Origin of the sequence: Falcatimonas sp. MSJ-15 (assembly GCF_018918265.1) — a bacterium.
GTDB lineage: Bacteria > Bacillota > Clostridia > Lachnospirales > Lachnospiraceae > Falcatimonas.
Genome location: NZ_JAHLQC010000009.1, coordinates 106752 through 130477 on the forward strand (window position 1 = coordinate 106752; position 23726 = coordinate 130477).

The window sequence follows — 23726 nt, forward strand, 5'->3', positions numbered from 1 at the left end:
AGTTCGTGTGATTATGCAGTTCGTGTGATTATACAGTTCGTGTGATTATGCAGTTCGTGTGATTATATAGTTAGTATGGATATATGCAGTTTGTATAATATATGCAGTTAGTATGATATATGCAATTCATAAATTATATTTTGCAGAAGAAGTGTTACAAAATTATATATATATATAATAAAATTATGAGAGGAAGAATGAGATATGATGAATGAAAATATTAAGAGCTGGTTTGAGACTCACAAAGAGGAAGTTGCTAATCTTAAGAAGACGTTTTGGGAAAATCCGGAGACTGCGTTTACTGAATATGTAGCGGCCGAGACGACAAGAGAATTTTTGCTTAATCATGGCTTTACCGAAGTAAATGCTTTTGACGCAGAAGAAAAAGGCGGAAAGCCTAATACAGTTATTGCAAAGTGGGGAAGTGGAAAACCTGTTATCGGCTTGCTTGGTGAACTTGATGCACTTCCAGGCTTAGGACAGGACGCAGTTCCATATTATTCACCAAAAGAAGGCCCCGGACATGGATGTGGACATTGTCTTATGGCAACAGCCGGAGTAACATCAGCAGTTGCATTAAGAGAGGCTATGGAGAAAGAGAATATTCCCGGAACACTTGTATATATAGCATGTCCGGCAGAAGAAACTTTAGCCGGAAAAGCAGTTCTTGCACGAGATGGATATTTTGATGATCTTGATATTGGACTTATATGGCATCCATCAGGAAGTGATATGGATTTTTCAACAGGAATGGTTATGTCAGCTACGACTAATATATTGTTTGAATTTCAGGGAAAAACAGCACATGGAGGTACAGCATGGCAGGGCAGAAGTGCACTTGATGCTGCAGAACTTATGAATGTTGGAGTACAGTATCTTAGAGAACATGTTACAGATGATTGTCGTATGCATTATGTATATAGAGATGGAGGTGAAGCACCGAATATAGTACCGGAGCATGCTTCAGTTTATTATTTTTTACGTTCAAGAGAAGAGAATAATGATGACCTTGTAAGAAGAGTGAAATTAATAGCAGAAGGTGCAGCTATGATGACAGAGACAAAGGCAAGTTATAGAGTGGAAGCCGGATGCCACAGCTATCATGGCAGTCGTGTGCTTAGCAAGTATGGATATGAATCAGCGATAAAAGTTCCTGATATTGAATATACTGAAGAAGAATATGATTTTGCAAAAACGATGTATAAGAATGCAACAGGAAAAGAGCCACCAAAAGACCTTGATAAACTTCTTCCGTCAAAAGTATTAAAAGGTGAGCATATTGATGGATATGCAGGAGGTTCAACAGATGTAGGCGATCTTGCGATGAAATGTCCGACATTACAACTTAGTGGTTTTGGAACAGCAATGGGACTTCCGGGACATCATTGGACAGTAGTTGCATCTGCCGGAACTGATATAGGGCTTAAAGCCGCAGTAAAAGCCGGAATGACACTTGCACAATTTGCTTATGATATATTCCACAATCAGAAGATAATAGATGAAGCATGGGAAGAATTCCATGAAGATTATAAAGAGCCTTATGTATGCAAGATACCAAAATATTAATATTAAACAGTTAACCGAAGTATAATTTAGAAAAAACTATACTATCGCTGTAATATGTTGATATGCACAAAAGTTGATGTGCTAAAGCGTAAAAATATAAGCAGAATTAATAAAAAACATAAAAAAATTAAGAAAATTAAAATTAACCGTTGACAAAATCAAAAAATGGGTTAATAATGTCAACAACGAAAACAAAAAACAAAAAATAAAAAAGCACATTAACGAAGGCGTTAAAGTAAAAAATTACTTTGACGCCTTATTTTTATCCATTTTTATGAGATTAATCTGATCTGATATATGTGGATGGGTGCGAGAGGAGGACGACATTATGTCAGCTATTAACACAATGTGGGTATTACTTGGAGCAGCAATGGTATACTTCATGCAGGCTGGTTTCGCAATGGTTGAAACTGGTTTTACAAGAGCCAAGAACGCAGGTAATATTATTATGAAAAACATGATGGATTTTTGTATCGGTACACCATTGTACTGGTTCGTAGGATTCGGAATTATGTTTGGTTCAACAGGAAAACTTTTTGGTACATTAGATTTCTTCACAAGAGGTGATTATTCAGCAATCTTACCTGACGGAGTTCCAATGTATGCATACTTAATCTTCCAGACAGTGTTCTGTGCAACAGCAGCAACAATCGTATCTGGAGCGATGGCAGAGAGAACAAAGTTCATCTCATACTGTATATATAGTGCAGTTATCTCATTAGTTATATATCCAATATCAGGTCACTGGATATGGGGTGGCGGCTGGTTAGCTCAGTTAGGATTCCATGATTTTGCAGGTTCAACAGCAGTTCATATGGTTGGTGGTGTATCAGCATTAATCGGAGCTAAGATACTTGGACCTAGAATTGGTAAATATGATTCAAAAGGCAATTCAAGAGCAATTCCAGGTCATTCACTTACACTTGGTGCACTCGGAGTATTTATCCTCTGGTTCTGTTGGTTCGGATTTAACGGATGTTCAACAGTATCAATGGAAGGCGATGCAATAGAGTCAGCCAGCAGTATATTTGTAACAACTAACCTTGCAGCAGCATGTGCAACATGTACAACAATGTTATATACATGGATTAGATATAAGAAGCCAGATATCTCAATGACATTAAATGGTTCACTTGCAGGTCTTGTAGCAATCACAGCAGGTTGTGATCTTGTAACACCAGCCGGTGCAGCAATTATTGGTATTGTAGCAGGTATTGCAGTTGTAGTAGCAATTGAATTTGTTGATAAAGTATTAAAAATTGATGATCCAGTTGGTGCAATTGGTGTTCATGGATGTTGTGGATGTCTTGGAACATTACTTACAGGTCTTTTTGCAAAAGAAATAGGTGTGTTCTATGGCGGTGGATTCAAATTCTTCGGAATTCAGTGTCTTGGTGTTGCAGCAGTTATCTTATGGGTAGTTGTAACAATGACAATAGTATTTACAGTAATTGATAAGACAATAGGTTTAAGAGTTTCAGAAAGAGAAGAAATTGAAGGTCTTGATAGTACAGAGCATGGTCTTGCAAGTGCTTATGCAGATTTCGCACCAACAAGTTTCTCAGGTATGCCTTTAACAGAGCCAGTAACAGGTACAACTCCAGTAGAAAAGGCAGTCCCAGTAGAAGTAAAAACAACAGACAAGATTACAGCATCAGATGTAACACTTACTAAGATAGAGATTCTTACAAGACAGGATAAATTTGAAGCACTTAAGAATGCAATGAATGAGATAGGTGTAACAGGTATGACAGTTACTCATGTACTTGGATGTGGTGTACAAAAAGGTGCAAGAGAGTATTATAGAGGTGTTCCTGTAGATATTCAGTTACTTCCTAAGATTCAGGTAGAGATAGTAGTTGCAAAAGTTCCAGTAGAAGAAGTTGTAGCAACAGCAAAGAAAGTTCTCTATACAGGACATATCGGCGATGGTAAGATATTCATCTACGATGTTAAGAATGCAGTTAAGATTAGAACTGGTGAAACAGGTTATGATGCAATGCAGGGAACAGACGAATAGAATATAAGATTCAAAATATAACACAAATACATAACAAATACATAACAAATACATAATATAGTAAAAACTCAATTTTATAAAGAATGCCATTTTTCATTAATGCACGCTCCTGTATATCAGGGGCGTGTATTTTTGAGAGAATAATCTTAAGATAAAATTAAGAGAAATGTTACTTTTTTGTAAGGTATTCGTAAGTTAATATTATGGTTTGAAACTCCGAAGTCTGTTAATATAGTATTATATTAAGATGTCAGGGTAAAAAAGGTCTAAGCCAACATAAACATCAAAGTCAGGGGCTTTTGTTCCCAACATCATATTAATAGACAAAGGAGAATGACAATGAAGAAAAAAAAGAAAAGACTCCGTAGAATAATACTATCTATTATAATATTAATTATAACAGTATGTGGTGTTTTAGCAGCACCAATTATAAAAAGAGGATATGTAATGTATGAGGAAGCAGTTGCAGCTAAAAGTGTAGATGAAGCAATTGCCGAGATGAGAGATAAAGATGATTACATAAAATATGAAGATATATCGCCAACATATATAAATATTATGCTAAAATCAGAAGATAGGCGATTTTACTATCATTATGGTTTTGATCCAATAGCTACAGTACGGGCTATGTGTAATAATATAATTGCCGGTAGATATGTACAAGGCGGAAGTACATTAACACAGCAGCTTGCCAAGAATATGTATTTTTCATTTGAAAAGAGAATGGAGAGAAAAATTGCAGAGTTATTTGTAGTAGTGCAGCTTGAGAATAAACTTACAAAGAAAGAGATTATTGAATTATATTGCAATATGGCATATTTTGGACAAGGGTGTTATGGAATAGAAGAAGCTTCAGAACACTATTATGGTATAAGTGCTTCAACACTTAATAAGGAACAATCCGAAGCACTTGCATGGACATTAAAAAGTCCGGAGAATTATAATCCTAACGTATATAGTAAGTAAATTGAAAAAGTAATTGATAAAATATCCTTTCGTAGCTCCTTTTTTCGTATATCGTAGTAAAGTTCCCATTATCTATATGCAATGGGCGTCATAAAGAAAATACTGATTATTGGTTAATCGTAATAAAGCCCCCATTATCTGTATGCAATGGGGGCTTTTACATTGTAAGATTTACTAATACCTTTAGTATATAATTATGAATTCTTTAAAGAAGCCATACTCTTTCTGAATTGAAAAAGAAACATGATTGCTGTTGTTGTAACTGCGATTAAGTCGGCAACAGGTTCTGCCATGAATACTCCGGTTGTCTTATCTCCAGGATAGATATGTGGCATAATGTATATAAGTGGTATCAGAAGAATTATTTTTCTAAGTAATGCTAAGAAAAGAGAAGTCTTAGCGTTGCCAAGAGCGATAAAAGTCTGTTGACATGCAACCTGTATACCAAATATCAGACATACTGCCATATATATTCTAAGAGCTTTAGAAGCAAATGCTACGAGTTCTGGTTTGTTATTAAATATAAGAACAAATGCACTAGGGAATAGCATTGCAAGTGCCCATAGAATTGTTGAGTAAGTAACGCATGATATGAGAAGAATTCTAAAGGCATCTTTTACACGTTTGGCATTCTTAGCACCGTAATTAAAACTTATGACAGGTTGTGCACCCTGAGTAAGTCCTTGAAGTGGTAACATAGCAAACTGCATAACACTTGTAAGAATTGTCATTGAGCCGACAGCAAGGTCATTACCATATTTTAACAATGAAGAATTAAAACATACAGCTATAAGACTTTCAGTTGACTGCATGATAAATGGTGCAAGACCTAGTGCAATGCTTGGAAGAAAGATATTCTTATCCAACTTTAAGTATTCTTTTTTTATTCTAAGTGTTGACTTCTTGCCTGTAAGAAAAGAAAGAGTCCATATCATTGAAATTGCCTGTGATATAATAGTAGCAAGAGCAGCACCTTTAACGCCCATATTAAATAAAAAGATAAAAATAGGATCAAGGATAATATTGCATATAGCACCGATGAGGACAGTGAACATACTGATTTTGGCAAAACCTTCAGCACTTATGAATGCGTTAAGTCCAAGAGTAAATTGAACAAAGATAGTTCCAAGACTGTATATTTTTATATAATCGAGAGCATAATTAATTGTATTCTCACTTGCTCCAAATACCATTAACATATCTTTTGAAAAGATCTGAAAAATAATAGTCAGAATTATGGATATTATAGTAAGAAGACTGACAGAGTTGCCAAGTGTCTTTTCTGCATTCTCCATATCATTTTTACCAAGAAAAATAGATGAACGTGGAGCAGCTCCCATACTTACAAGTGCAGCAAATGCCGATATAATCATAATAAGCGGAAGACATACACCAACACCTGTAAGTGCAAGATCACCAATATCTTTGATATGACCAATATACATTCGATCAACCAGATTGTACAATAGGTTTATTATCTGTGCGGCAATAGCAGGAGCTGATAGAGTAAAGAGTAATTTTCCAACACTTTTTGTGCCGAGTTCTTCTGTTTGATTTTGATTCATTTGTGAACGACCTCTTTTCTGAATTAATATAATATAGTAGTATGTTGATAATTTCACTACATCATAATAGAAAGGCAAGTATGAGTGTTTTATTATACTATGATGTTGTGAAAATAATATGCAATATGATTATAGAAAGATGATTATAGTGCATATTAAAATTAATATATCGATCATAAATTGAGGATATATGTTATAATAAAAGGAAGAGAAAAGTAATGTGCTTAATGTGTCTATATAATGATAGTATAGCATAGAAGCAACCTCTCTTAAGAAACACCGAAGTTATAACTTCGTGTGTAGTTCACAGAATAGTGTATAAAAATAGGCTTAAAAAGTCAATTGATTTATAAACATTTTGTATAGTAAAGTATATTGATTGATCTAATTAATAAAAACAAGTGATATAAAGCGAGGAATAGATATGGAAGTAGAGAATAAGAATAAAAATATGGAGAGTCGTCTGTCAAATCTCTTAGGAGGTGTTATTGATGAGGCTGAACCATTTATGCATCTTATGATGCAATATAGATGTGCAATGCTTGAAGTTACTACTAAACTTGAAGTTCTTAATAATGAACTTTCGATGCAGAATAATAGCAATCCGTTTGAATCAATAAAATGCAGGCTTAAGACGCCAGAGAGTATTGTTGAGAAGATGCAAAGACGAGGAATAGAATTCTCTGTAAAGAACGTTGAAGAAAATCTTACAGATATAGCCGGAGTAAGAGTTATATGCTCATTTATAAGTGACATATACAGGCTTGCAGACTGCCTTGCATCGCAAGATGATATTATAGTTGTAGCAAGAAAAGATTACATAAAACAGCCTAAGGAGAATGGATATAGAAGTCTTCATCTAATTCTTGATGTACCAATATTCCTTACCAATGAGAAGAAACATATGAAAGTTGAGGTTCAATTTAGAACGATTGCTATGGACTTCTGGGCAAGCCTTGATCATAAAGTTGAATATAAGAAAAAAATACAGGATTCAGAAGAGATTGCCAATGAACTTAGAGAGTGTGCGAAGATAATAAGTGAAGTAGATACACGAATGGAGAATATTAAGAATCGAATACGTGAATAATTCTTATATTAAATATGAGATGTAGAATATTAGATGTAAAATATTAGATAATAAAATATGAGATAATAAAATATTAGATATAGAATATGAGATAATAAAAAGGAAAGTGTATATATTAAAAATTAAAACACTTTCCTTTTTGAATATGAATTAGTTATGTCTATAATTATGTTAATGATTAACGTCAATCATTAATATCAAAGATTAATATAGTCATTGGTTATGATAATTATATTAATATTATATTCTGTGTAAATGCTTGAGTGATACATCAAGGATTGGTGCAGAATGTGTTAATGCGCCACTTGATATATAGTCAACACCGATATCTACAAGGCGTGCTACGTTCTCTAATGTTACATTACCTGAACATTCTGTTTCAGCACGTCCGTCAATAATCTTTATTGCTTCTTTCATCATGTCTGGTGTCATATTATCTAACATAATAATATCAGCACCGGCTTCAACAGCTTCACGAACCATATCAAGATTCTCAACTTCTATTTCAATCTTTCTTACGAATGGTGCATATTCTTTTGCCATTGTAATAGCTTCTTTTACACCACCGGCAGCACCGATATGATTGTCTTTTAGAAGGATTCCATCTGACAGATTGTATCTATGGTTGTATCCACCACCTGTCTTAACAGCATATTTTTCAAAAATACGATTGTTAGGTGTTGTCTTTCTAGTATCTAAGAGCTTAGTCTTGCTTCCTGCTAAAAGATCAGCAATCTCTCTTGTATAAGTAGCAATACCACTCATTCTCTGAAGATAGTTAAGTGCAGTTCTCTCACCAGAGAGAAGTACTCTTATGTCGCCTCTTACTTTACCGATGAGATCACCTTTTTTTACTCGGTCACCATCTTTGTATGATGTCTCAAATACTGTAGATTCATCAAGTAATTCAAATGTACGTCTGAATACTTCAAGACCTGATATTATACCGTCCATCTTACAGATAAGATCAACTTCACCCATTACAGCTTCATGCATAACAGCATTAGTAGTAACATCTTCGCTTGAGATATCTTCTCTTAGAGCCTGCATAATAAGATTATCGGCATTCAACTTCATTGTTATGTTGTTCATGTTCAGTTTTCATCCTTTCGATTTCATCTAATACAATTTTTTTATATTCACTTTGTAATCTCTGATAGTTCTTATAATTGTTAAGATTAACATTAGCGATATCATATCCTGACAGAGATTCATAGTTCTTGGTCATATCAAGTGCAGCACGTTTTGCAAATACAAGACTCTCAAGAAGAGAATTACTTGCAAGACGATTCTTGCCATGAACACCATTGCAAGCTGTCTCACCAACTGCATACAGATGTTCCATGGAAGTCTTACTATATCTGTTAACATCTATTCCACCCATAAAATAATGCTGCGCAGGAACTACAGGAATAGGTTCTTTAGTTATATCATATCCTTCTTCAAGACACTGTTTGTAGATATTAGGGAAGTGTGTAAGAATCTCATCAGTTGGAATATGTTCAAGTGATAATCTTACATAAGGCATATTATCAATCTTCATCTGTTCAAAGATTGCATTAGCAACAACATCTCTAGGAAGAAGTTCATTAACAAAACGTTCATTATTCTTGTTAAGAAGAATAGCACCTTCACCTCTTACTGATTCAGAGATAAGGAAACGTCTTCCATCTTTTTTGGAATAGAGAGTTGTTGGATGAATCTGAATATAATCAGGATTCTGTAATCTTATGCCATGTTTTAGTGAGATTGCAAGTGCATCACCTGTAAGATGACGGAAGTTAGTTGAATGTGTAAACAGACCTCCGATTCCACCAGAAGCAAAAACAGTATAGTCAGCAGTGAATGTTATAGGTGTTCCGGCTTCATTGCGTGCAACAATACCATAACATGTATTATCTTTTTCAAGAATGTCAAGCATTGTTACATGTTCATACAAAGTGATATTATGATGCTTCTTAGTCTCAGTGAGAAGTTTAGAAGTAATCTCTTTGCCTGTTATGTCTTCGTGGAAGAGAATTCTCTTGTCAGAATGTGCACCTTCTCTTGTATATGTAAGTTCACCATTCTCATCACGTTCAAAGTCAACGCCGTATCCGATAAGCTCATTAATAACATTTCTTGAAGATCTTATCATGATATCAACAGATTCCTTGTTATTCTCATAATGTCCCGCTCTTAAAGTATCTTCAAAGAAACTGTCATAGTCATTTTCATTCTTGAGGACACAGATTCCGCCTTGTGCAAGGAAAGAGTCGCTGTTCTCAAGAGAATCCTTAGTTATAACAGTAATACGCTTGTCTTTTGGAAGGTTAAGTGCACAGTATAAGCCTGATACACCACAGCCAATGATTATAATATCTGATTTGATATTGAATTTGTCATTTCTTCTAATCATTTTTTTTCATCTTCTTTCATATATTAAACTGGATTAATGCTAACATGTTATATCTTTGTTAGAAAAATACCAAACTTTTATGTGAGATTATAACACATAAAATTACAGGTGACAAGACACCTGAATATACAAAAGTAAAATTAGTGTAAAATAGTATATAGTTTAAATTGACGAAAAAAAATAAAAAATTTGTAAAAATGTTACATAGTGAACATTATATCCGATATATTCATCAATAATATTTTCTGAATAAAGCATCATATCATAATGTTAACATATTCATTATGATATGATGCTTGTAGCGATACATATATAATATATCAGATATTTTTATGCATCATATTTTTTAATAAGGCCAACACCAAGTGGATAAGGACCTGTATGAACTGCAATAGTAGCACCAATCTGGTAGATCTCTATGTCTTTTATGTTAGAATATTCACTAAGTGACTCAAGAAGTGCATCACGGAATCCAACAGCTTCATCATAATCGTAGCCAAATCCAACGACAATTCTGTAATTGTCAGGAGTGTCATGTACTTCTTCAAAATGTTCACGAATCTGAACAAGAAGTTTCTTAATAGAAGCTTTTCTGCTTCTTGCAACACCATTAGAGAAGATCTCGCCCTCTTTTAGAATGATCATAGGTTTGATTCCAAGAGTATCGACAGCTTTTCCCATAACTTTTCCGATACGTCCACCATGAATAAGATATTCAAGATTGCCAACAGTGAAGATGATACGACCGGTTGTCTTTATCTTATTGATAATCTTTATTGCTTTATCAAGTGTTATGCCATTAGCTTGCATACGGGCAGCTTCTTCAACAAGAATACCTTGAAGAACAGTATTAACTGTTGTATCAATAACTTCAATTCTGGCATCTGGATAAGTCTCAAGAAGGATGTCTTTTGCAGTCATTGCAGAATTGTATGAACCACTGAATTTGGTTGTAATACACAGACACAGAACATCTTCACCATCTTTTATAATTGGTTCAAATACATCTATATAGTCCTGTGAAGATGGCATAGAACTCTTTGGAAATACAGTAGGATTATCAACAATATGCTGATAGAAATCACGGATTCCTATATCAACGTTCTCTTTCATATATGTTTTTTCATCAAATGATACATAAAAAGGTACAACTGTAAGGTTAGCTCTATCTACATGTTCTTTTGAAAGGTCACAAGAACCATCTGTTACTATTCTATAACTCATAAAAATTCCTCCGGTTAATAATTATCTAATATGATATATGGTTTTGAAAACTACATTTCATTATATATCAGTCATATAATGTTGTCCATAGTTCATTATATAAAATCGGAATATTGTTGAAAATTTGCCATGGTAATTATAACGTCTTATATGATTATTGAAGAAATCAGCTGGTTAAGTGCTGAAAATATTGATAATTCACTAAAAAAATAATGTCGGATAATGAAATATGGTCAGTTCACTTGAAAAAAATAATGCCAAATAATCAAATATGGTCAGTTTAATTAAGAGAAATAAGACCAAAAGTGTGAAAAAAATATCTATTGTTTACTTTTATGAGTTAATTGATTATAATAGCCACTAGCAAAAAGAAAGAAGAGGAGATAAAATGAGCAGATTAAGCATTATTACTCAGGATAAAGCCCAAGTGACAATAGAATCACTTTACAAAGACCTTGAGAGAAGAATTGTGGCAAGTCCTCCGGGATTATGTCCAATCGACCTGACATGTTCTTTTATTAAGATGTGTCTTGCACAGTCATGTGGTAAATGTGTTCCATGTAGAATAGGACTTGCACAATTAGTAAAATTACTTGAAAAAGTATTAAGTGGAGAAGCAGAACTTGAAACAATTGAACTTATAAGAACAACAGCAGAAGGAATATACGCATCTGCAGATTGTGCAATAGGATATGAAGCCGCAAAACTTGTTCTTAAAGGACTTGATGGATTCATGGAAGACTTTGTACAGCATATTACCAAGAATAGATGTACATGTAACAGCAGTCAGCCGGTGCCTTGTGTGGCATTGTGTCCGGCAGGTGTTGATATCCCAGGATATGTGGCACTTGTTGGTGAAGGCAGATATGAAGATGCTATAAGACTTATAAGAAAAGATAATCCACTTCCGGTAGTATGTGCACATATATGTGAGCATCCATGTGAGAATAGATGTAAGAGAGGTATGATAGATTATCCTGTTAATATCAGAGGACTTAAGAAGATGGCAGTTGATAACGCAGGTGAAGTGCCAATTCCGGAATGTGCAAAGGCAACAGGTAAGAAAGTTGCAATTATCGGTGGTGGTCCTGGTGGATGTGTTAATGGTGGCGGTCAGCCAATTAATGATGGTAAACAGATGGCAGCAGTAAGAGCAGATGTATTATATGGTCTTGATAAAGTTAATAATCTTAGATTCTCACATGAGAACCCTGCAGTATTAGACTGCTATACTAAGTATTTTGGCGAACCAAATTCACATAAAGCACATGAACTTCTTCATACAGATCATCATGGATGGACTGTGGGAGAATAATTAGATAAGCATAATTGCAATATTATAAGAATAATTATATGATGTAGATAAGATAAAAAAAGACATTCCAGATTGTCAGATTATGTACCAAATTAAAAAGTTAGATCTAAAAATCTAACGATTGTTAGTACAGATTAGGGCAGTCTGGGATGTTTTTTTAGTTGGTTATAACCAAAACCTATAACCAATTAATTTTTTTTATAATAGCCAGCACTGTTGACAATTAGGTTAACTGGTGATAATCTAGTATTCATATTAATCATAGCAAATAAGTATGAATACTAAGCATACAAGAAGGCATGAGATTACGATATATCTTAATTCATCGGGAGGCAATTATGGATTTTGAATTTATAAAAGAATATTACCCCTTATATGTTGAAGCTGCAAAGATAACAATATCAATCGCAGCGATAAGCATTATATTGGCATTAATAATAGGAATATTAGTAGGAATGATTAATTACTACAAAGTTCCGGTACTTAGAAGAATATGTTCCATATATGTGGAACTTTCAAGAAATACACCACTATTAATACAGTTATTTTTTCTATATTTTGGACTTCCAAAGATTGGAATAGTATTAAGCAGTGAACAATGTGCAATAATTGGTCTTACATTCCAGGGTGGAAGCTATATGGCGAATGCGTTTCGAGGTGGTCTTGAGAATATAAAAAAGTCACAGGAAGAATCAGCATTAAGTCTTGGAATGACTAAGAGGATGACATTCTTCGAGATAATACTTCCACAGGGAATAATAATATCAATTCCTGCAATATGTGCCAATGTAATATTTATGATAAAAGAGACTTCAGTATTCAGTGCAGTTGCACTTGCAGATCTTATGTATGTTGCAAAGGATCTTATAGGTATGTATTACAATACTAATGAAGCATTGCTTATGTTAGTTATTTCATATCTGATAATACTGCTGCCAATATCAATTATTTTCAGTTTGATAGAGAGGAGAGTCAGACATGCAGCTTTTGGAGATTAATGTTTTATTAAAAGGTAATAATATTCTAAGACTGATATCAGGAATGTGGATAACAATAAGAATAGCTGTTATAGCGATGATTCTTTCGATAATACTTGGAACTGTCTTTGGACTTATAATGACAAGTAAGAGTAAGATTATAAAAGTAATATGTAGAATATACCTTGAGATAGTCAGAATAATGCCACAGTTAGTACTTTTATTTATCGTATATTTTGGATTCACTAAGATGTTTGGAATAAGCATGAGCGGTGAGACAGCTGCAATAGGCGTATTTACTTTTTGGGGATGTGCAGAGATGGGAGATCTTGTAAGAAGTGCATATATCTCAATACCAAAGCATCAAAGAGAAAGTGGTCTGGCACTTGGACTTACAAGAGTGCAGACAGCAGTATATATAATAATTCCACAGACAATAAGAATGCTTGTACCATCAATAGTAAGTCTTTTTACAAGAATGGTTAAGACGACATCACTTGTAGCACTTATTGGAGTTGTTGAAGTTGTCAAAGTCGGCAAGCAGATAATTGATGCTAATAGATTTGTCGCACCGAAGTCGGCAATATATGTATATGGAGCAATATTTATCATGTATTTTATCGTATGTTACCCGATGTCAAAACTTCAGGTATATTTAGAGAAGAAAATGAAAGGCTAGGTGTTATATTATGGGCGAGATTTTAGAGATTGATAATCTTACAAAGTCATTTGATGGCAATGTAATACTTAACAATATCTCATTCAAATTAAAAAAAGGAGAAGTTGTAGTTGTTCTTGGACCATCTGGTTGTGGTAAGAGTACATTCTTAAGATGTATCAATGGACTTGAGACAATCGATTCAGGTGAGATAAGACTTGATGACGCAAGAATAGATAATAATAAAGCTGAACTTCCAAGGATTAGGCAGAGAATAGGAATGGTATTTCAAAGTTATGATCTTTTTCCACATAAGAATGTGCTTGATAATATAACACTTGCACCGGTTAAAGTTCAAAAAAGAAATAAAAAGGAAGCTGAAGAAGAAGCACTTCTACTTCTTGACAGAGTAGGGCTTAGGAATAAAGCAAAGTCTTATGAACGTCAGTTATCGGGTGGACAAAAGCAGCGAGTTGCGATAGTAAGATCTCTTATAATGCATCCGGAGATACTTCTGTTTGATGAAGTTACAGCAGCACTTGATCCTGAGATGGTAAGAGAAGTTCTTGAAGTTATCTTAGAACTTGCAAAAGAAGGTAAGACAATGCTTATCGTAACACATGAGATGGAATTTGCCAGAGCAGTTGCCGACAGAATCATATTCATGGAAAGTGGCAATATAATAGAAGAGAGTACACCGAAGGAGTTCTTTAGCAATCCAAAGACAGAGAGAGCAAAAGCTTTTATTAATACATTCCATTATGATGCTAAGTAATAGATTAGGCGATTAAGTTTTTTATAAAAATAAAAATGTATTAAACAAATATATAAAGTATATAAGCAGCAGGCACATTAACTATATAAGTTGTAATAACTTTCTATATGTAATGATTTTCTATATTATTATAAAGTTAAAGATGCCGGAGTCAAAAGCCCCGACTTTGATGCCTGCTAACTGCTTAAAAATAGAAGTAACAAAAGTTACATAATAATGAGATGGAAACAGGAGGAGAAACCATGAAAAAATTATTAACACTTTTATTATCAGCATTACTTGTAACATCACTTTTTGCAGGATGTGGAAAAGGTGAGAGTACAGATGCAACAGACAAAAAAGATAACACAAAGACAGCACAGGCAAGAACACTTGATGAGATCAAAGAAAGCGGAAAGCTTATTATTGGTGTATTCAGCGATAAGAATCCATTTGGATATGTTGATGACAATGGCGATCTCAAAGGATATGATGTTAACTTTGGTAAGAGACTTGCAAAAGACCTCTTAGGAAGTGAAGATGCAGCAGAATTCGTATATGTTGATGCAGCAAGTCGTGTTGAATATCTTCAGACAGCCAAAGTAGATGTTATGCTTGCTAACTTTACAGTAACTGATGAAAGAGCAGAAAAAGTAGACTTTACATTACCTTATATGAAAGTAGCACTTGGTGTTGTATCACCGGAAGATGCACTTATCACTTCAGCAGATGATTTAGAAGGTAAAAAACTAATCGTTGTAAAAGGAACAACAGCGGAATCATATTTTTCAGAGAATTATCCTGAACTTGAACTTGTAAAATTTGATGAATATCAGGAAGCATACGATGCACTTCTTGATGGACGTGGAGATGCATTCTCAACAGATAATACAGAAGTTCTTGCATGGGCACTTCAGAATGAAGGATTCAAAGTAGGAATCGAATCAATCGGTAATACAGATACAATCGCAGCAGCAGTACAGAAAGGTAATACAGAATTACTTGACTATATCAATGATGAGATTAAATCACTTGCTGATGAACAGTTCTTCCATGCAGATTACAAAGATACACTTGAACCAGTATATGGCGACAGCATTGATCCAGATAACCTTGTTGTTGAAGGTGGAGTTGTTGATTAAGAGGTATTGACAATGATATATTGTTACAATTGTTGAAGAGTATGAATTGCCAGTAAATAGGCAAGAAAGAATCTTGATAAAATGAAGAAAAGATTTGTTATATAAGCATTAAAAGAGCCCCATTTGATGGGGCTCTTTTAATTGTCGCAGGTTTCTTGGAAAGATGGAAAATATGGAATATAGATGAAATATCCGTAAAAAAATTGCGGCTTATGTTGATTAATTTTACGGATTATAATATACTATGAGTAATGATATTTTACGTCCGGATTGTTATAAACAAATTAAATAAAAAACATTGATTTTTAATAGTTAAAATGGAATAATGAGTAAATGAGTAGTATATTAGAAAAATAAAAAGGTAGAATATAGAAAGCAGGAAATAAAATATATGGAAAGAAATTGTAATTTTAATGATATATCAGATGGAAAGTTATATAATTCAGAGGATATGGCAAGACTTGGATGCAACGATTGCAAAGGATGTTCATCATGCTGTCAAAAAGTTGGCAATACGATAGTGCTTGATCCTTATGATATTATGAGAATGTCATCAGGAACAGGGCTTGCACCATCGGAACTTATTGGCAGTCACGTTGAACTTAATGTAGTCGATGGAATAATTCTTCCGAATCTTAAGATGGCAGGAACTGAAGAAAAGTGTACATTCTTAAATGCAGAAGGTAGATGCAGTATACATGATATAAGACCTGGTATATGCAGACTATTTCCACTTGGAAGAATATATGAAGATGGTGGATTTAAGTATTTTTTACAAAAAGACGAATGTAAAGTCGCTAACAGAAGTAAAGTTAAGATTAGTAAATGGTTAGGGATAAAAGAACTTCCTAAATATGAGAAATATATTAATGAATGGCATTATTTTCTTAAGGACACAGAAGCAGAACTTAAGAATTATGATGAGACTGTATCTAAGAATATGAGTATGTACATATTAAAGGAATTTTATTTAAAAGAATATACTATGGATAATTTTTATCCTGATTTTTATGAGCGACTTGCTAAGGCAAGAGCTATGTTCTAATAAAAATAGTTCTAAAAATAGTTTGGTGCAAATATTTTTGAAAAAATTAGGACTTTTTATTAATCTTGGAAGTAAAATCGGTTCTTTGTCAAAAGTGAAGATAGAAGGCTCTTTGGCAAGAGTGGTGAAAAATCCAATATTGGAAACCTGGTGCGTTAGCATCAGGTTTTTTTGATATATTTAATGGCTTTTGTTAAGAGCAAGAGTAAAATTAGATGGTTTCCCTATTATAAAAAATATTTCCAAAATATACAAAAAGTATTTACAAAATATTCCCTTGACAAATTAAATTGTGTTAGTATATACTAGCCAAGGAAAATGAAAATCATTATCATTTAAATTTGGAATAGCAGGGAAATGAAATTTTAATGATATATGAAGTGTCAGTTTTGATAAGCCAGATTAGTCAATAATACTTATAAATATAATAATTGAGAAAGGTATAATTATGAGTAAAAAAACAGTAGAGGAAAAACGTATTAATGAGAAAAAACTTGTAATGACAATGATAAGAATATACTGTCATGGTAATCATAAGACTAAAAGAGGAGAGCTTTGCTTAGAATGTAGGGAACTTGCAGAGTATGCAGAACTTAGAATTGGTAGATGCCCATTTATGGAGACCAAGACTTTTTGTAGTGCATGCAAAGTTCATTGTTATAAGCCTGAGATGCGAGAGAAGATAAGGCAGGTTATGAAGTATTCAGGATGTCGTATGTTATTCAGTCATCCAATAATCACAATAAAGCATGGAATTGTAACAATAAAAAGTGTCAGAAAGGAGAAGAAACAGAATGTTCAACAAAAGGCTTCTTAAAGAATTTGCCGGTAATAAAAAGTATGTATCTGGAATAGTTATATGCCAATGTATTGTACTTATAGTGAATATTATATTTACATTATATACAGCAGGTATAATGGCAGATCTTCTTAATAAACAATATGAAAAAGTTAATGTATTAAGTTATGGAATAATGGCTGCAAGTATAATTATTATAAGAGTAATTGCAACAACTATAATGTCGAAATTGTCTTTTGCATCATCATCGAGAGTAAAAAAAACATTAAGAGATATGATATACGACAGACTATTTAAGGCAGGAAGCCATTACAGACAGATTATTGCAACATCAGAAGCTGTTCAGATAAGTACAGAAGGTGTAGAACAGTTAGAGATATATTTTGGTAAGTATATTCCACAGTTTTTCTATAGTATGATTGCACCACTTATTCTTTTTGCAATAGTAGGAACAATGAGCATTAAGACTGCTATTGTTCTATTTATATGTGTTCCTCTTATACCGGCATCAATAGTAGCAGTTCAGAAGTTTGCCAAGAAGATGCTTAATAGATATTGGGGAACATATACAGAGATGGGCGATAGTTTTCTTGAGAATCTTCAAGGGCTTACAACACTTAAGATATATAATGCAGATGACAGATATGCAGTTAAAATGGATGAAGAAGCAGAGAAATTCAGAAAAGTTACCATGCGTGTGCTTATAATGCAGCTTAATTCAATAAGTATAATGGATCTTGTGGCATACGGTGGAGCGGCACTTGGAATAATTCTTAGTATACTTGATTTAAAATATGGAAAAATAGATTTTTCACAGTGCTTTTTTATAATAATGATATCAGCAGAATTCTTTCTTCCAATGAGAATGTTAGGCTCATTTTTTCATATAGCGATGAATGGCAATGCAGCTGCGGACAAGATATTCGGATTTATCGATTCAGTAGATAAATCAGAGGATATACATAATTGTAATAATATGGATGTTGATGTGGCAATTTGTAATAATAAGGATGTTAATGTGACAACCAAAGATATAGTAACCAAAGATATATTAATTAATAATGTAACAGGCAGTAATATAGTGGCTGATAATGTATCAACTAAGAAAGATGACTTAGAAGTTAAGCCTAGAGAAGATGATAAAATAAGTAATTCAGTAATAAAATTTAGTAAAGTAGGCTTTACTTATGACGGTGAAAAACAGATTCTTAATAATATCTCTTTTGATATAAAAAAAGGAAATTTTGTATCAATAGTAGGTATATCCGGATGTGGAAAGAGTACAATAGCATCACTTATAATGGGAGAACATACGAATTATTCAGGTGATATTATAATAGATGGAGTACACAACAGAGAATATAGTACAGAAAAGAGATATAAGAAGATAACAAGAATTAATCATAATAGTTATCTTTTTAAAGGGAGTATAAGAGAGAATCTTCTTATGGGAAAAGAGAATGCATCTGATAGCGAGATTTATGAAGTATTAAAACAAGTTGATTTATATGAGTTAGTTATGAATAATGGCGGACTTGATATGCAGATAGAAGAGCGTGCAGCCAATATATCCGGTGGGCAAAAACAGAGATTTGCCGTAGCGAGAGCATTGTTAAAAGAAAGTGATATGTATATATTTGATGAAGCGACTTCTAATGTTGATGCAGAGAGTGAAAATAAGATTATGGAAGTAATTAATAATATAGCAAAATATAAGACAGTAATTCTTGTATCGCACAGACTTGCCAATGTTGTTAATTCGGATAATATTCTTGTTATGAATGAAGAAACTATATGTGAGAGCGGAACACATAATGAATTAATGGCTAAGAATGGATATTATGCAGAATTATACAATAAGCAAAAAGAACTTGAGATGTATAGTAATGGAGGTGACTGTGATGAAGAATAGAAGTGGATTAGGTGTAATGATGGGGCTTATAGGTCTTGTAAGACCGCTTATTCTTATCATGCTTGCTGCAATTATACTTGGCTGTATAGGTAATCTTTTTGCAACATTTATTACAGTACTTGGTGGTTATGGACTTCTTAATGTCACAGGAATTAATGATGACATGTCGCTTTCATTTATTTTTACATTGATTGCAATATTTGCAATATCAAGAGGCATATTAAGATATAGTGAACAGGCATGTAATCATTATATAGCATTCAAACTTCTTGCAAGAATAAGACATGAAGTATTCAAAGCACTAAGAAGACTTGCACCTGCAAAGCTTGATGGCAGAGAAAAAGGTAATCTTATTGCATTAATAACGTCAGATATAGAACTTCTTGAAGTATTCTATGCACATACAATATCACCAATAATGATTGCAATAATAACATCAATATTTATGTCAATATTCATTGGAAGAATATATTATGTGCTTGGAATTCTTGCATTGTTATTCTATATAATTGTAGGTGCAATAATTCCTATAATTAATGGCAGAATCGGTAAGAGTGCAGGAGAAGCATACAGAAGAGAATTTGGATCATTAAATAGTACACTTCTTGATAACTTGTATGGTCTTGATGAGATATTACAATATAATGTGCAGGATAAGAGAAATAAAATAATGTTAGATAAGACAGACAAGCTTGAAGATACTATGAGAGTATTAAAATATAATGAGAATGTACAAAAAAATATTACAGATATAGCGATATCGCTTGCAGGAATAATATTTGTAATATGCAATATATATTTTGTGAAAAATGGGACAGTTACATTAGATAAAGCAGTAATATCAACGATTGCAATTATGAGTTCATTTGGACCTACAGCAGCACTATCAGCATTATCTAATAATCTGACACAGACACTTGCATGTGGTAATAGAGTTCTTAATCTGCTTAATGAAGAACCGGTAACTTATGAGAATGTGAATGGTAAAGAATATGTAGATGATGATGTAATATGTGATATGGTAGATTTTGTTTATGATGCAGATAGTAAGATACTTGATAAGTATACTCATACTTTTACTAAAAATAAGATACATGGAATATTTGGAAAAAGTGGATGTGGTAAATCTACATTAATAAAATTGATGATGAGATTCTATGAGACACAAAATGGAACAATTAATTATGGAAATAATAATGTTAATGACATTAAGACAAAGTCACTTAGGAAGCATGTTGCTTATGTAACTCAGGAGACATTCTTATTTAATGATACTATTGAGAATAATATTAAAGTAGCAAATAATGATGCAACGCATGAGCAGGTTATAGAAGCGGCAAAAAAAGCTTCTATACATGATTTTATTGAAAGCCTGCCTAATGGATATGATACTGTGACAGGTGAGATGGGTGATGGAATATCAGGTGGTGAAAAACAGAGAATTGGACTTGCAAGAGCATTTTTACATAATAGTGAACTTATGCTTCTTGATGAACCAACAAGTAATATAGATAGTCTTAATGAAGGAATTATTCTTAAGAGTCTTAGAGAAGAGAAAAAAGATAAGACAGTTATACTTGTATCACATAGGCGTTCAACTATGGGAATATGTGATGATGTAGCGAAGATGTAACATAATTACATAATAAAAGAGAAGAATGAAAGGAAGAATAGATGAAAAATCCAATAAGAATTATATGGCTTATATTAGGCTTTGCGGCAATAGGGATAGGAACAGTTGGAGTTGTACTTCCGGTACTTCCTACAACACCATTTTTATTACTTGCATCATTTTGTCTGGCAAAAGGTTCAGAGAGATTTCATACCTGGTTTACACAGACAAAATTGTATAAGACACACCTTGATGATTTTGTTAAGACAAGAAGTATGACATTAAGGAGTAAGTTTACAATCCTATTACCGGCATCAGCTATGTTAATATTGGCATTTATAATGATGCCTAACTGGTATGGTCGAGGATTTATAATATTTTTGATAATATTTAAATATGTGTATTTCTTCACAAGAATAAAGACGATTGCGGCATAATCGTATAAGTAATTATTAAGAATAGAATACCAAAGAAGTTGTTCTGCTAAAATGCAAAAAAGAGCAACTTCTTTTCTTTTTATATTTTATAAAAATAATGTTTTACAAAAAAATCCCTAAATTTTGCTCCTTTTTTACCTTGATTTTACAAACTTTACCTGCTCTATATGGTAATAAAATAATATTCTACTAGACAACTCAAGAAAATCAACAACATAATTCGTGTAAAACACAGAAAATATTTGACGATAAGTATATACTATATGAATTAAAACTATGATATGTATATGAAATGTAAAAAATAGTCTTTTTAGACAGATAGAACGAATATTTTACAAAAATCACTATACATTTTTATAAAAATGTAGAATACTGTAAACGCACATCGAAATTTGTCTATGTGATTAAACTGCTTATGCTGATAAGATATACACAGAAGACAGAAAATAAACAGAAAAGTATACTATATGAATTGTTGCGATAATTGTAGTTAAAAGTACAGATAGATTGTATATTTCTGTTATTTATTTAAGGAGGAATTGGTATGAGTAGTATTTCACATTCAGCAGGAAGACTGGCAGCGGGGGCAGCAAGTGATATTGTTCTTAAAAGCCTTAAAAAAGACAGAGAAAAGTCAATAGTAAAATTGGTTGATTTTATGGAAAAATACATGGACGGAGAACAGATAGATCTTAACTATGAAAAAGCACGAGAGATGATATGTGATAAAGATAAGACACTTAACAGATATATTAACCGTCTTATTGATGAAGTAGATCCGCATGTTCTTAAGACGATGGCACTTAATCTTGGATTTGAAGCATTTATGCATGGAACTAAGACAATAAGAAAGATGCGAGAAAAATATCAGTGTAATGTTCCATGGCTGATACTTATGGATCCTACAAGTGCATGTAACTTACATTGTACAGGATGTTGGGCGGCAGAATATGGTAACAGACTTAATCTGACACTTGATGAGATGGATAAAGTTGTAACACAAGGTAAGGAACTTGGGGTATATCTGTATATGTTTACAGGTGGTGAACCTCTTGTAAGAAAAAAAGATCTTATCAAACTTTGTGAGAAGCATAATGATTGTGCTTTCTTATCATTTACAAATGGAACACTTGTTGATGAAGAATTCTGCAAAGATATGAAGAGAGTTGGCAATCTGTATCTTGCAATAAGTCTTGAAGGATTTGAAGCAGTTAATGATCTTAGACGTGGTAATGGTGTATTTGGTAAAGTTATGCATGCTATGGATCTGTTAAGAGAGAATGGCCTGGTATTTGGAACATCTATCTGTTATACATCTAAGAACATAGAGACAGTGACTAATGATGAGTTCGTAGATCTTATGGTTGAAAAAGGATGTCGATATGCATTATATTTTCATTATATGCCAGTTGGCAATGATGCATCAGTTGAACTTTTGCCAACACCTGAGCAAAGAGTATATATGAAGGACAGAGTTCGTGAGATTAGAAATATGTCACATGGAAAAGGTATATTTACAATGGATTTCCAAAATGATGGTGAGTTTGTCGGAGGATGTATAGCCGGTGGACGTAACTATTTCCATATTAATGCTAATGGTGATGCAGAGCCTTGCGTATTTATTCACTATTCCGGTGCTAATATAAGAACGCATAGTCTGATAGAGATTCTTCATCAGCCACTATTTATGGCATATCATAATAATCAGCCATTTAATGAGAATCACTTAAGACCATGTCCAATGCTTGAGAACCCAGAGATACTTGAGCGAATGGTTAAGGAGACAGGAGCAAAATCAACAGATCTTCAGTCACCAGAGAGTGCTTCGCATCTGTGTGGCAAGTGTCATGAATATGCCAAAAAGTGGAGACCATATGCTGACAGATTATGGAGCGAAGAACATCCAGGCTGTGCGAATAAAAACCCTAGTGAATGTTCTGACAAGCAGGCAGTTAATGATTAATTATCCGCAGCATTGATTAACCACATATTAGTATTATGTATTGTTATTGCATTTGTTATTGCATTTGTTATAAACATGGTTGTTATAAAAATAGAATTTGTGGACAAAATTAAATAATATATAATATACGCCGATAGAATATATAACGATATATAACGATATTAAGGCACACTGTATGAGATAACTTATCATAAATATAGCGTGCCTTTTGTTTTATGAACATAAGTATATGTTGATATATGTGATCATAGAACAGCTGATTATCTGGTGACAATATGAATTT

At 33.2% G+C, this 23726-nt stretch carries 19 protein-coding genes and 1 pseudogene; 16 read left to right on the top strand and 4 right to left on the bottom strand.

The window, feature by feature from the left end:
• Positions 1-204: 204 nt before the first annotated feature.
• From KQI85_RS08715 to KQI85_RS08725, 3 genes are all read left to right on the top strand, one after another.
• Positions 205-1566: an amidohydrolase gene (locus KQI85_RS08715; RefSeq protein WP_253293807.1), complete on the top strand. Its 1362-nt coding sequence runs from the start codon at positions 205-207 to the stop codon at positions 1564-1566.
• 328 nt (positions 1567-1894) lie between these two features.
• Positions 1895-3586, top strand: coding sequence for an ammonium transporter (locus tag KQI85_RS08720; RefSeq protein ID WP_216575702.1), 1692 nt, complete (start codon positions 1895-1897; stop codon positions 3584-3586).
• Positions 3587-3925: 339 nt separating this feature from the next.
• Positions 3926-4552 carry a biosynthetic peptidoglycan transglycosylase gene (locus KQI85_RS08725; RefSeq protein ID WP_216575703.1) on the top strand — a complete coding sequence of 209 codons (627 nt, stop codon included), beginning with the start codon at positions 3926-3928 and terminating at the stop codon, positions 4550-4552.
• 194 nt (positions 4553-4746) lie between these two features.
• Here KQI85_RS08725 and KQI85_RS08730 read toward each other — a convergent pair whose 3' ends face one another.
• Positions 4747-6117 carry an MATE family efflux transporter gene (locus KQI85_RS08730; RefSeq protein WP_216575704.1) on the bottom strand — a complete coding sequence of 457 codons (1371 nt, stop codon included), beginning with the start codon at positions 6115-6117 and terminating at the stop codon, positions 4747-4749.
• Between the two features lie 424 nt (positions 6118-6541).
• Here KQI85_RS08730 and KQI85_RS08735 point away from each other — a divergent pair, with 424 nt between their 5' ends.
• Positions 6542-7207, top strand: a complete 666-nt coding sequence (locus KQI85_RS08735) for a GTP pyrophosphokinase family protein (RefSeq protein ID WP_216575705.1) — start codon at positions 6542-6544, stop codon at positions 7205-7207.
• 240 nt (positions 7208-7447) lie between these two features.
• Here the strand turns inward: KQI85_RS08735 and nadC are convergent, their stop codons facing one another.
• From nadC to KQI85_RS08750, 3 genes are all read right to left on the bottom strand, one after another.
• Positions 7448-8299, bottom strand: coding sequence for a carboxylating nicotinate-nucleotide diphosphorylase (nadC, locus tag KQI85_RS08740; RefSeq protein ID WP_216575706.1), 852 nt, complete (start codon positions 8297-8299; stop codon positions 7448-7450).
• Positions 8265-9605 carry an L-aspartate oxidase gene (locus KQI85_RS08745; protein WP_216575707.1) on the bottom strand — a complete coding sequence of 447 codons (1341 nt, stop codon included), beginning with the start codon at positions 9603-9605 and terminating at the stop codon, positions 8265-8267. Before KQI85_RS08745 ends, nadC begins: the two co-directional genes overlap by 35 nt.
• A gap of 330 nt (positions 9606-9935) precedes the next feature.
• On the bottom strand, positions 9936-10829 hold the full coding sequence (locus tag KQI85_RS08750; protein ID WP_216575708.1) for a DegV family protein: 894 nt from the start codon (positions 10827-10829) through the stop codon (positions 9936-9938).
• Between the two features lie 388 nt (positions 10830-11217).
• Between KQI85_RS08750 and KQI85_RS08755 the strand changes: the two are divergent.
• The 12 genes and pseudogenes from KQI85_RS08755 to KQI85_RS08805 all read left to right on the top strand — a co-directional run.
• Positions 11218-11925 (top strand): annotated as a pseudogene (locus tag KQI85_RS08755) (NADH-ubiquinone oxidoreductase-F iron-sulfur binding region domain-containing protein); the annotation flags it as partial.
• Positions 11926-11967: 42 nt separating this feature from the next.
• Positions 11968-12144 (top strand): iron hydrogenase small subunit, encoded by a 177-nt coding sequence (locus KQI85_RS16555; protein WP_253293816.1) that lies wholly within the window; start codon positions 11968-11970, stop codon positions 12142-12144.
• 338 nt (positions 12145-12482) lie between these two features.
• Positions 12483-13142: an amino acid ABC transporter permease gene (locus tag KQI85_RS08760; protein WP_216575710.1), complete on the top strand. Its 660-nt coding sequence runs from the start codon at positions 12483-12485 to the stop codon at positions 13140-13142.
• A complete protein-coding gene (locus tag KQI85_RS08765; RefSeq protein WP_216575711.1) occupies positions 13123-13800 on the top strand; it encodes an amino acid ABC transporter permease in 678 nt (225 codons plus the stop codon). The genes KQI85_RS08760 and KQI85_RS08765 overlap by 20 nt, the downstream gene beginning before the upstream one ends.
• Before the next feature lie 10 nt (positions 13801-13810).
• Positions 13811-14554 (top strand): amino acid ABC transporter ATP-binding protein, encoded by a 744-nt coding sequence (locus KQI85_RS08770; RefSeq protein WP_253293808.1) that lies wholly within the window; start codon positions 13811-13813, stop codon positions 14552-14554.
• A 242-nt stretch (positions 14555-14796) separates the two neighbouring features.
• On the top strand, positions 14797-15675 hold the full coding sequence (locus tag KQI85_RS08775; protein ID WP_216575712.1) for a cysteine ABC transporter substrate-binding protein: 879 nt from the start codon (positions 14797-14799) through the stop codon (positions 15673-15675).
• 391 nt (positions 15676-16066) lie between these two features.
• A complete protein-coding gene (locus tag KQI85_RS08780; protein WP_216575713.1) occupies positions 16067-16720 on the top strand; it encodes a YkgJ family cysteine cluster protein in 654 nt (217 codons plus the stop codon).
• A gap of 448 nt (positions 16721-17168) precedes the next feature.
• Entirely contained in the window at positions 17169-17537 is a 369-nt protein-coding gene (locus KQI85_RS08785) for a nitrous oxide-stimulated promoter family protein (RefSeq protein ID WP_216575714.1), read from the top strand.
• The gene (locus KQI85_RS08790) at positions 17515-19431 is read left to right on the top strand and encodes an ABC transporter ATP-binding protein/permease (RefSeq protein ID WP_216575715.1); all 1917 of its coding nucleotides are present in this window, start codon (positions 17515-17517) and stop codon (positions 19429-19431) included. The genes KQI85_RS08785 and KQI85_RS08790 overlap by 23 nt, the downstream gene beginning before the upstream one ends.
• Positions 19421-21064, top strand: coding sequence for an amino acid ABC transporter ATP-binding/permease protein (locus tag KQI85_RS08795; RefSeq protein WP_253293809.1), 1644 nt, complete (start codon positions 19421-19423; stop codon positions 21062-21064). The genes KQI85_RS08790 and KQI85_RS08795 overlap by 11 nt, the downstream gene beginning before the upstream one ends.
• 41 nt (positions 21065-21105) lie before the next feature.
• Positions 21106-21480 carry a YbaN family protein gene (locus KQI85_RS08800; RefSeq protein WP_216575717.1) on the top strand — a complete coding sequence of 125 codons (375 nt, stop codon included), beginning with the start codon at positions 21106-21108 and terminating at the stop codon, positions 21478-21480.
• 544 nt (positions 21481-22024) lie between these two features.
• On the top strand, positions 22025-23443 hold the full coding sequence (locus KQI85_RS08805; protein WP_216575718.1) for a radical SAM protein: 1419 nt from the start codon (positions 22025-22027) through the stop codon (positions 23441-23443).
• Positions 23444-23726: the final 283 nt, after the last annotated feature.

What these genes read in the sequence shown, in the direction of transcription:
- KQI85_RS08775 (WP_216575712.1), top strand. Translation starts at nt 14,797, where the DNA reads ATGAAAAAATTATTAACACTTTTATTATCAGCATTACTTGTAACATCA.
- KQI85_RS08735 (WP_216575705.1), top strand. Translation starts at nt 6,542, where the DNA reads ATGGAAGTAGAGAATAAGAATAAAAATATGGAGAGTCGTCTGTCAAAT.
- KQI85_RS08730 (WP_216575704.1), bottom strand. Translation starts at nt 6,117, where the DNA reads ATGAATCAAAATCAAACAGAAGAACTCGGCACAAAAAGTGTTGGAAAA.
- KQI85_RS16555 (WP_253293816.1), top strand. Translation starts at nt 11,968, where the DNA reads ATGGCAGCAGTAAGAGCAGATGTATTATATGGTCTTGATAAAGTTAAT.
- KQI85_RS08745 (WP_216575707.1), bottom strand. Translation starts at nt 9,605, where the DNA reads ATGATTAGAAGAAATGACAAATTCAATATCAAATCAGATATTATAATC.
- KQI85_RS08790 (WP_216575715.1), top strand. Translation starts at nt 17,515, where the DNA reads ATGTTCAACAAAAGGCTTCTTAAAGAATTTGCCGGTAATAAAAAGTAT.
- KQI85_RS08715 (WP_253293807.1), top strand. Translation starts at nt 205, where the DNA reads ATGATGAATGAAAATATTAAGAGCTGGTTTGAGACTCACAAAGAGGAA.
- KQI85_RS08720 (WP_216575702.1), top strand. Translation starts at nt 1,895, where the DNA reads ATGTCAGCTATTAACACAATGTGGGTATTACTTGGAGCAGCAATGGTA.
- KQI85_RS08795 (WP_253293809.1), top strand. Translation starts at nt 19,421, where the DNA reads ATGAAGAATAGAAGTGGATTAGGTGTAATGATGGGGCTTATAGGTCTT.
- KQI85_RS08725 (WP_216575703.1), top strand. Translation starts at nt 3,926, where the DNA reads ATGAAGAAAAAAAAGAAAAGACTCCGTAGAATAATACTATCTATTATA.
- KQI85_RS08800 (WP_216575717.1), top strand. Translation starts at nt 21,106, where the DNA reads ATGAAAAATCCAATAAGAATTATATGGCTTATATTAGGCTTTGCGGCA.
- KQI85_RS08765 (WP_216575711.1), top strand. Translation starts at nt 13,123, where the DNA reads ATGCAGCTTTTGGAGATTAATGTTTTATTAAAAGGTAATAATATTCTA.
- KQI85_RS08770 (WP_253293808.1), top strand. Translation starts at nt 13,811, where the DNA reads ATGGGCGAGATTTTAGAGATTGATAATCTTACAAAGTCATTTGATGGC.
- KQI85_RS08785 (WP_216575714.1), top strand. Translation starts at nt 17,169, where the DNA reads ATGAGTAAAAAAACAGTAGAGGAAAAACGTATTAATGAGAAAAAACTT.
- KQI85_RS08780 (WP_216575713.1), top strand. Translation starts at nt 16,067, where the DNA reads ATGGAAAGAAATTGTAATTTTAATGATATATCAGATGGAAAGTTATAT.
- KQI85_RS08805 (WP_216575718.1), top strand. Translation starts at nt 22,025, where the DNA reads ATGAGTAGTATTTCACATTCAGCAGGAAGACTGGCAGCGGGGGCAGCA.
- KQI85_RS08760 (WP_216575710.1), top strand. Translation starts at nt 12,483, where the DNA reads ATGGATTTTGAATTTATAAAAGAATATTACCCCTTATATGTTGAAGCT.
- nadC (WP_216575706.1), bottom strand. Translation starts at nt 8,299, where the DNA reads ATGAACAACATAACAATGAAGTTGAATGCCGATAATCTTATTATGCAG.
- KQI85_RS08750 (WP_216575708.1), bottom strand. Translation starts at nt 10,829, where the DNA reads ATGAGTTATAGAATAGTAACAGATGGTTCTTGTGACCTTTCAAAAGAA.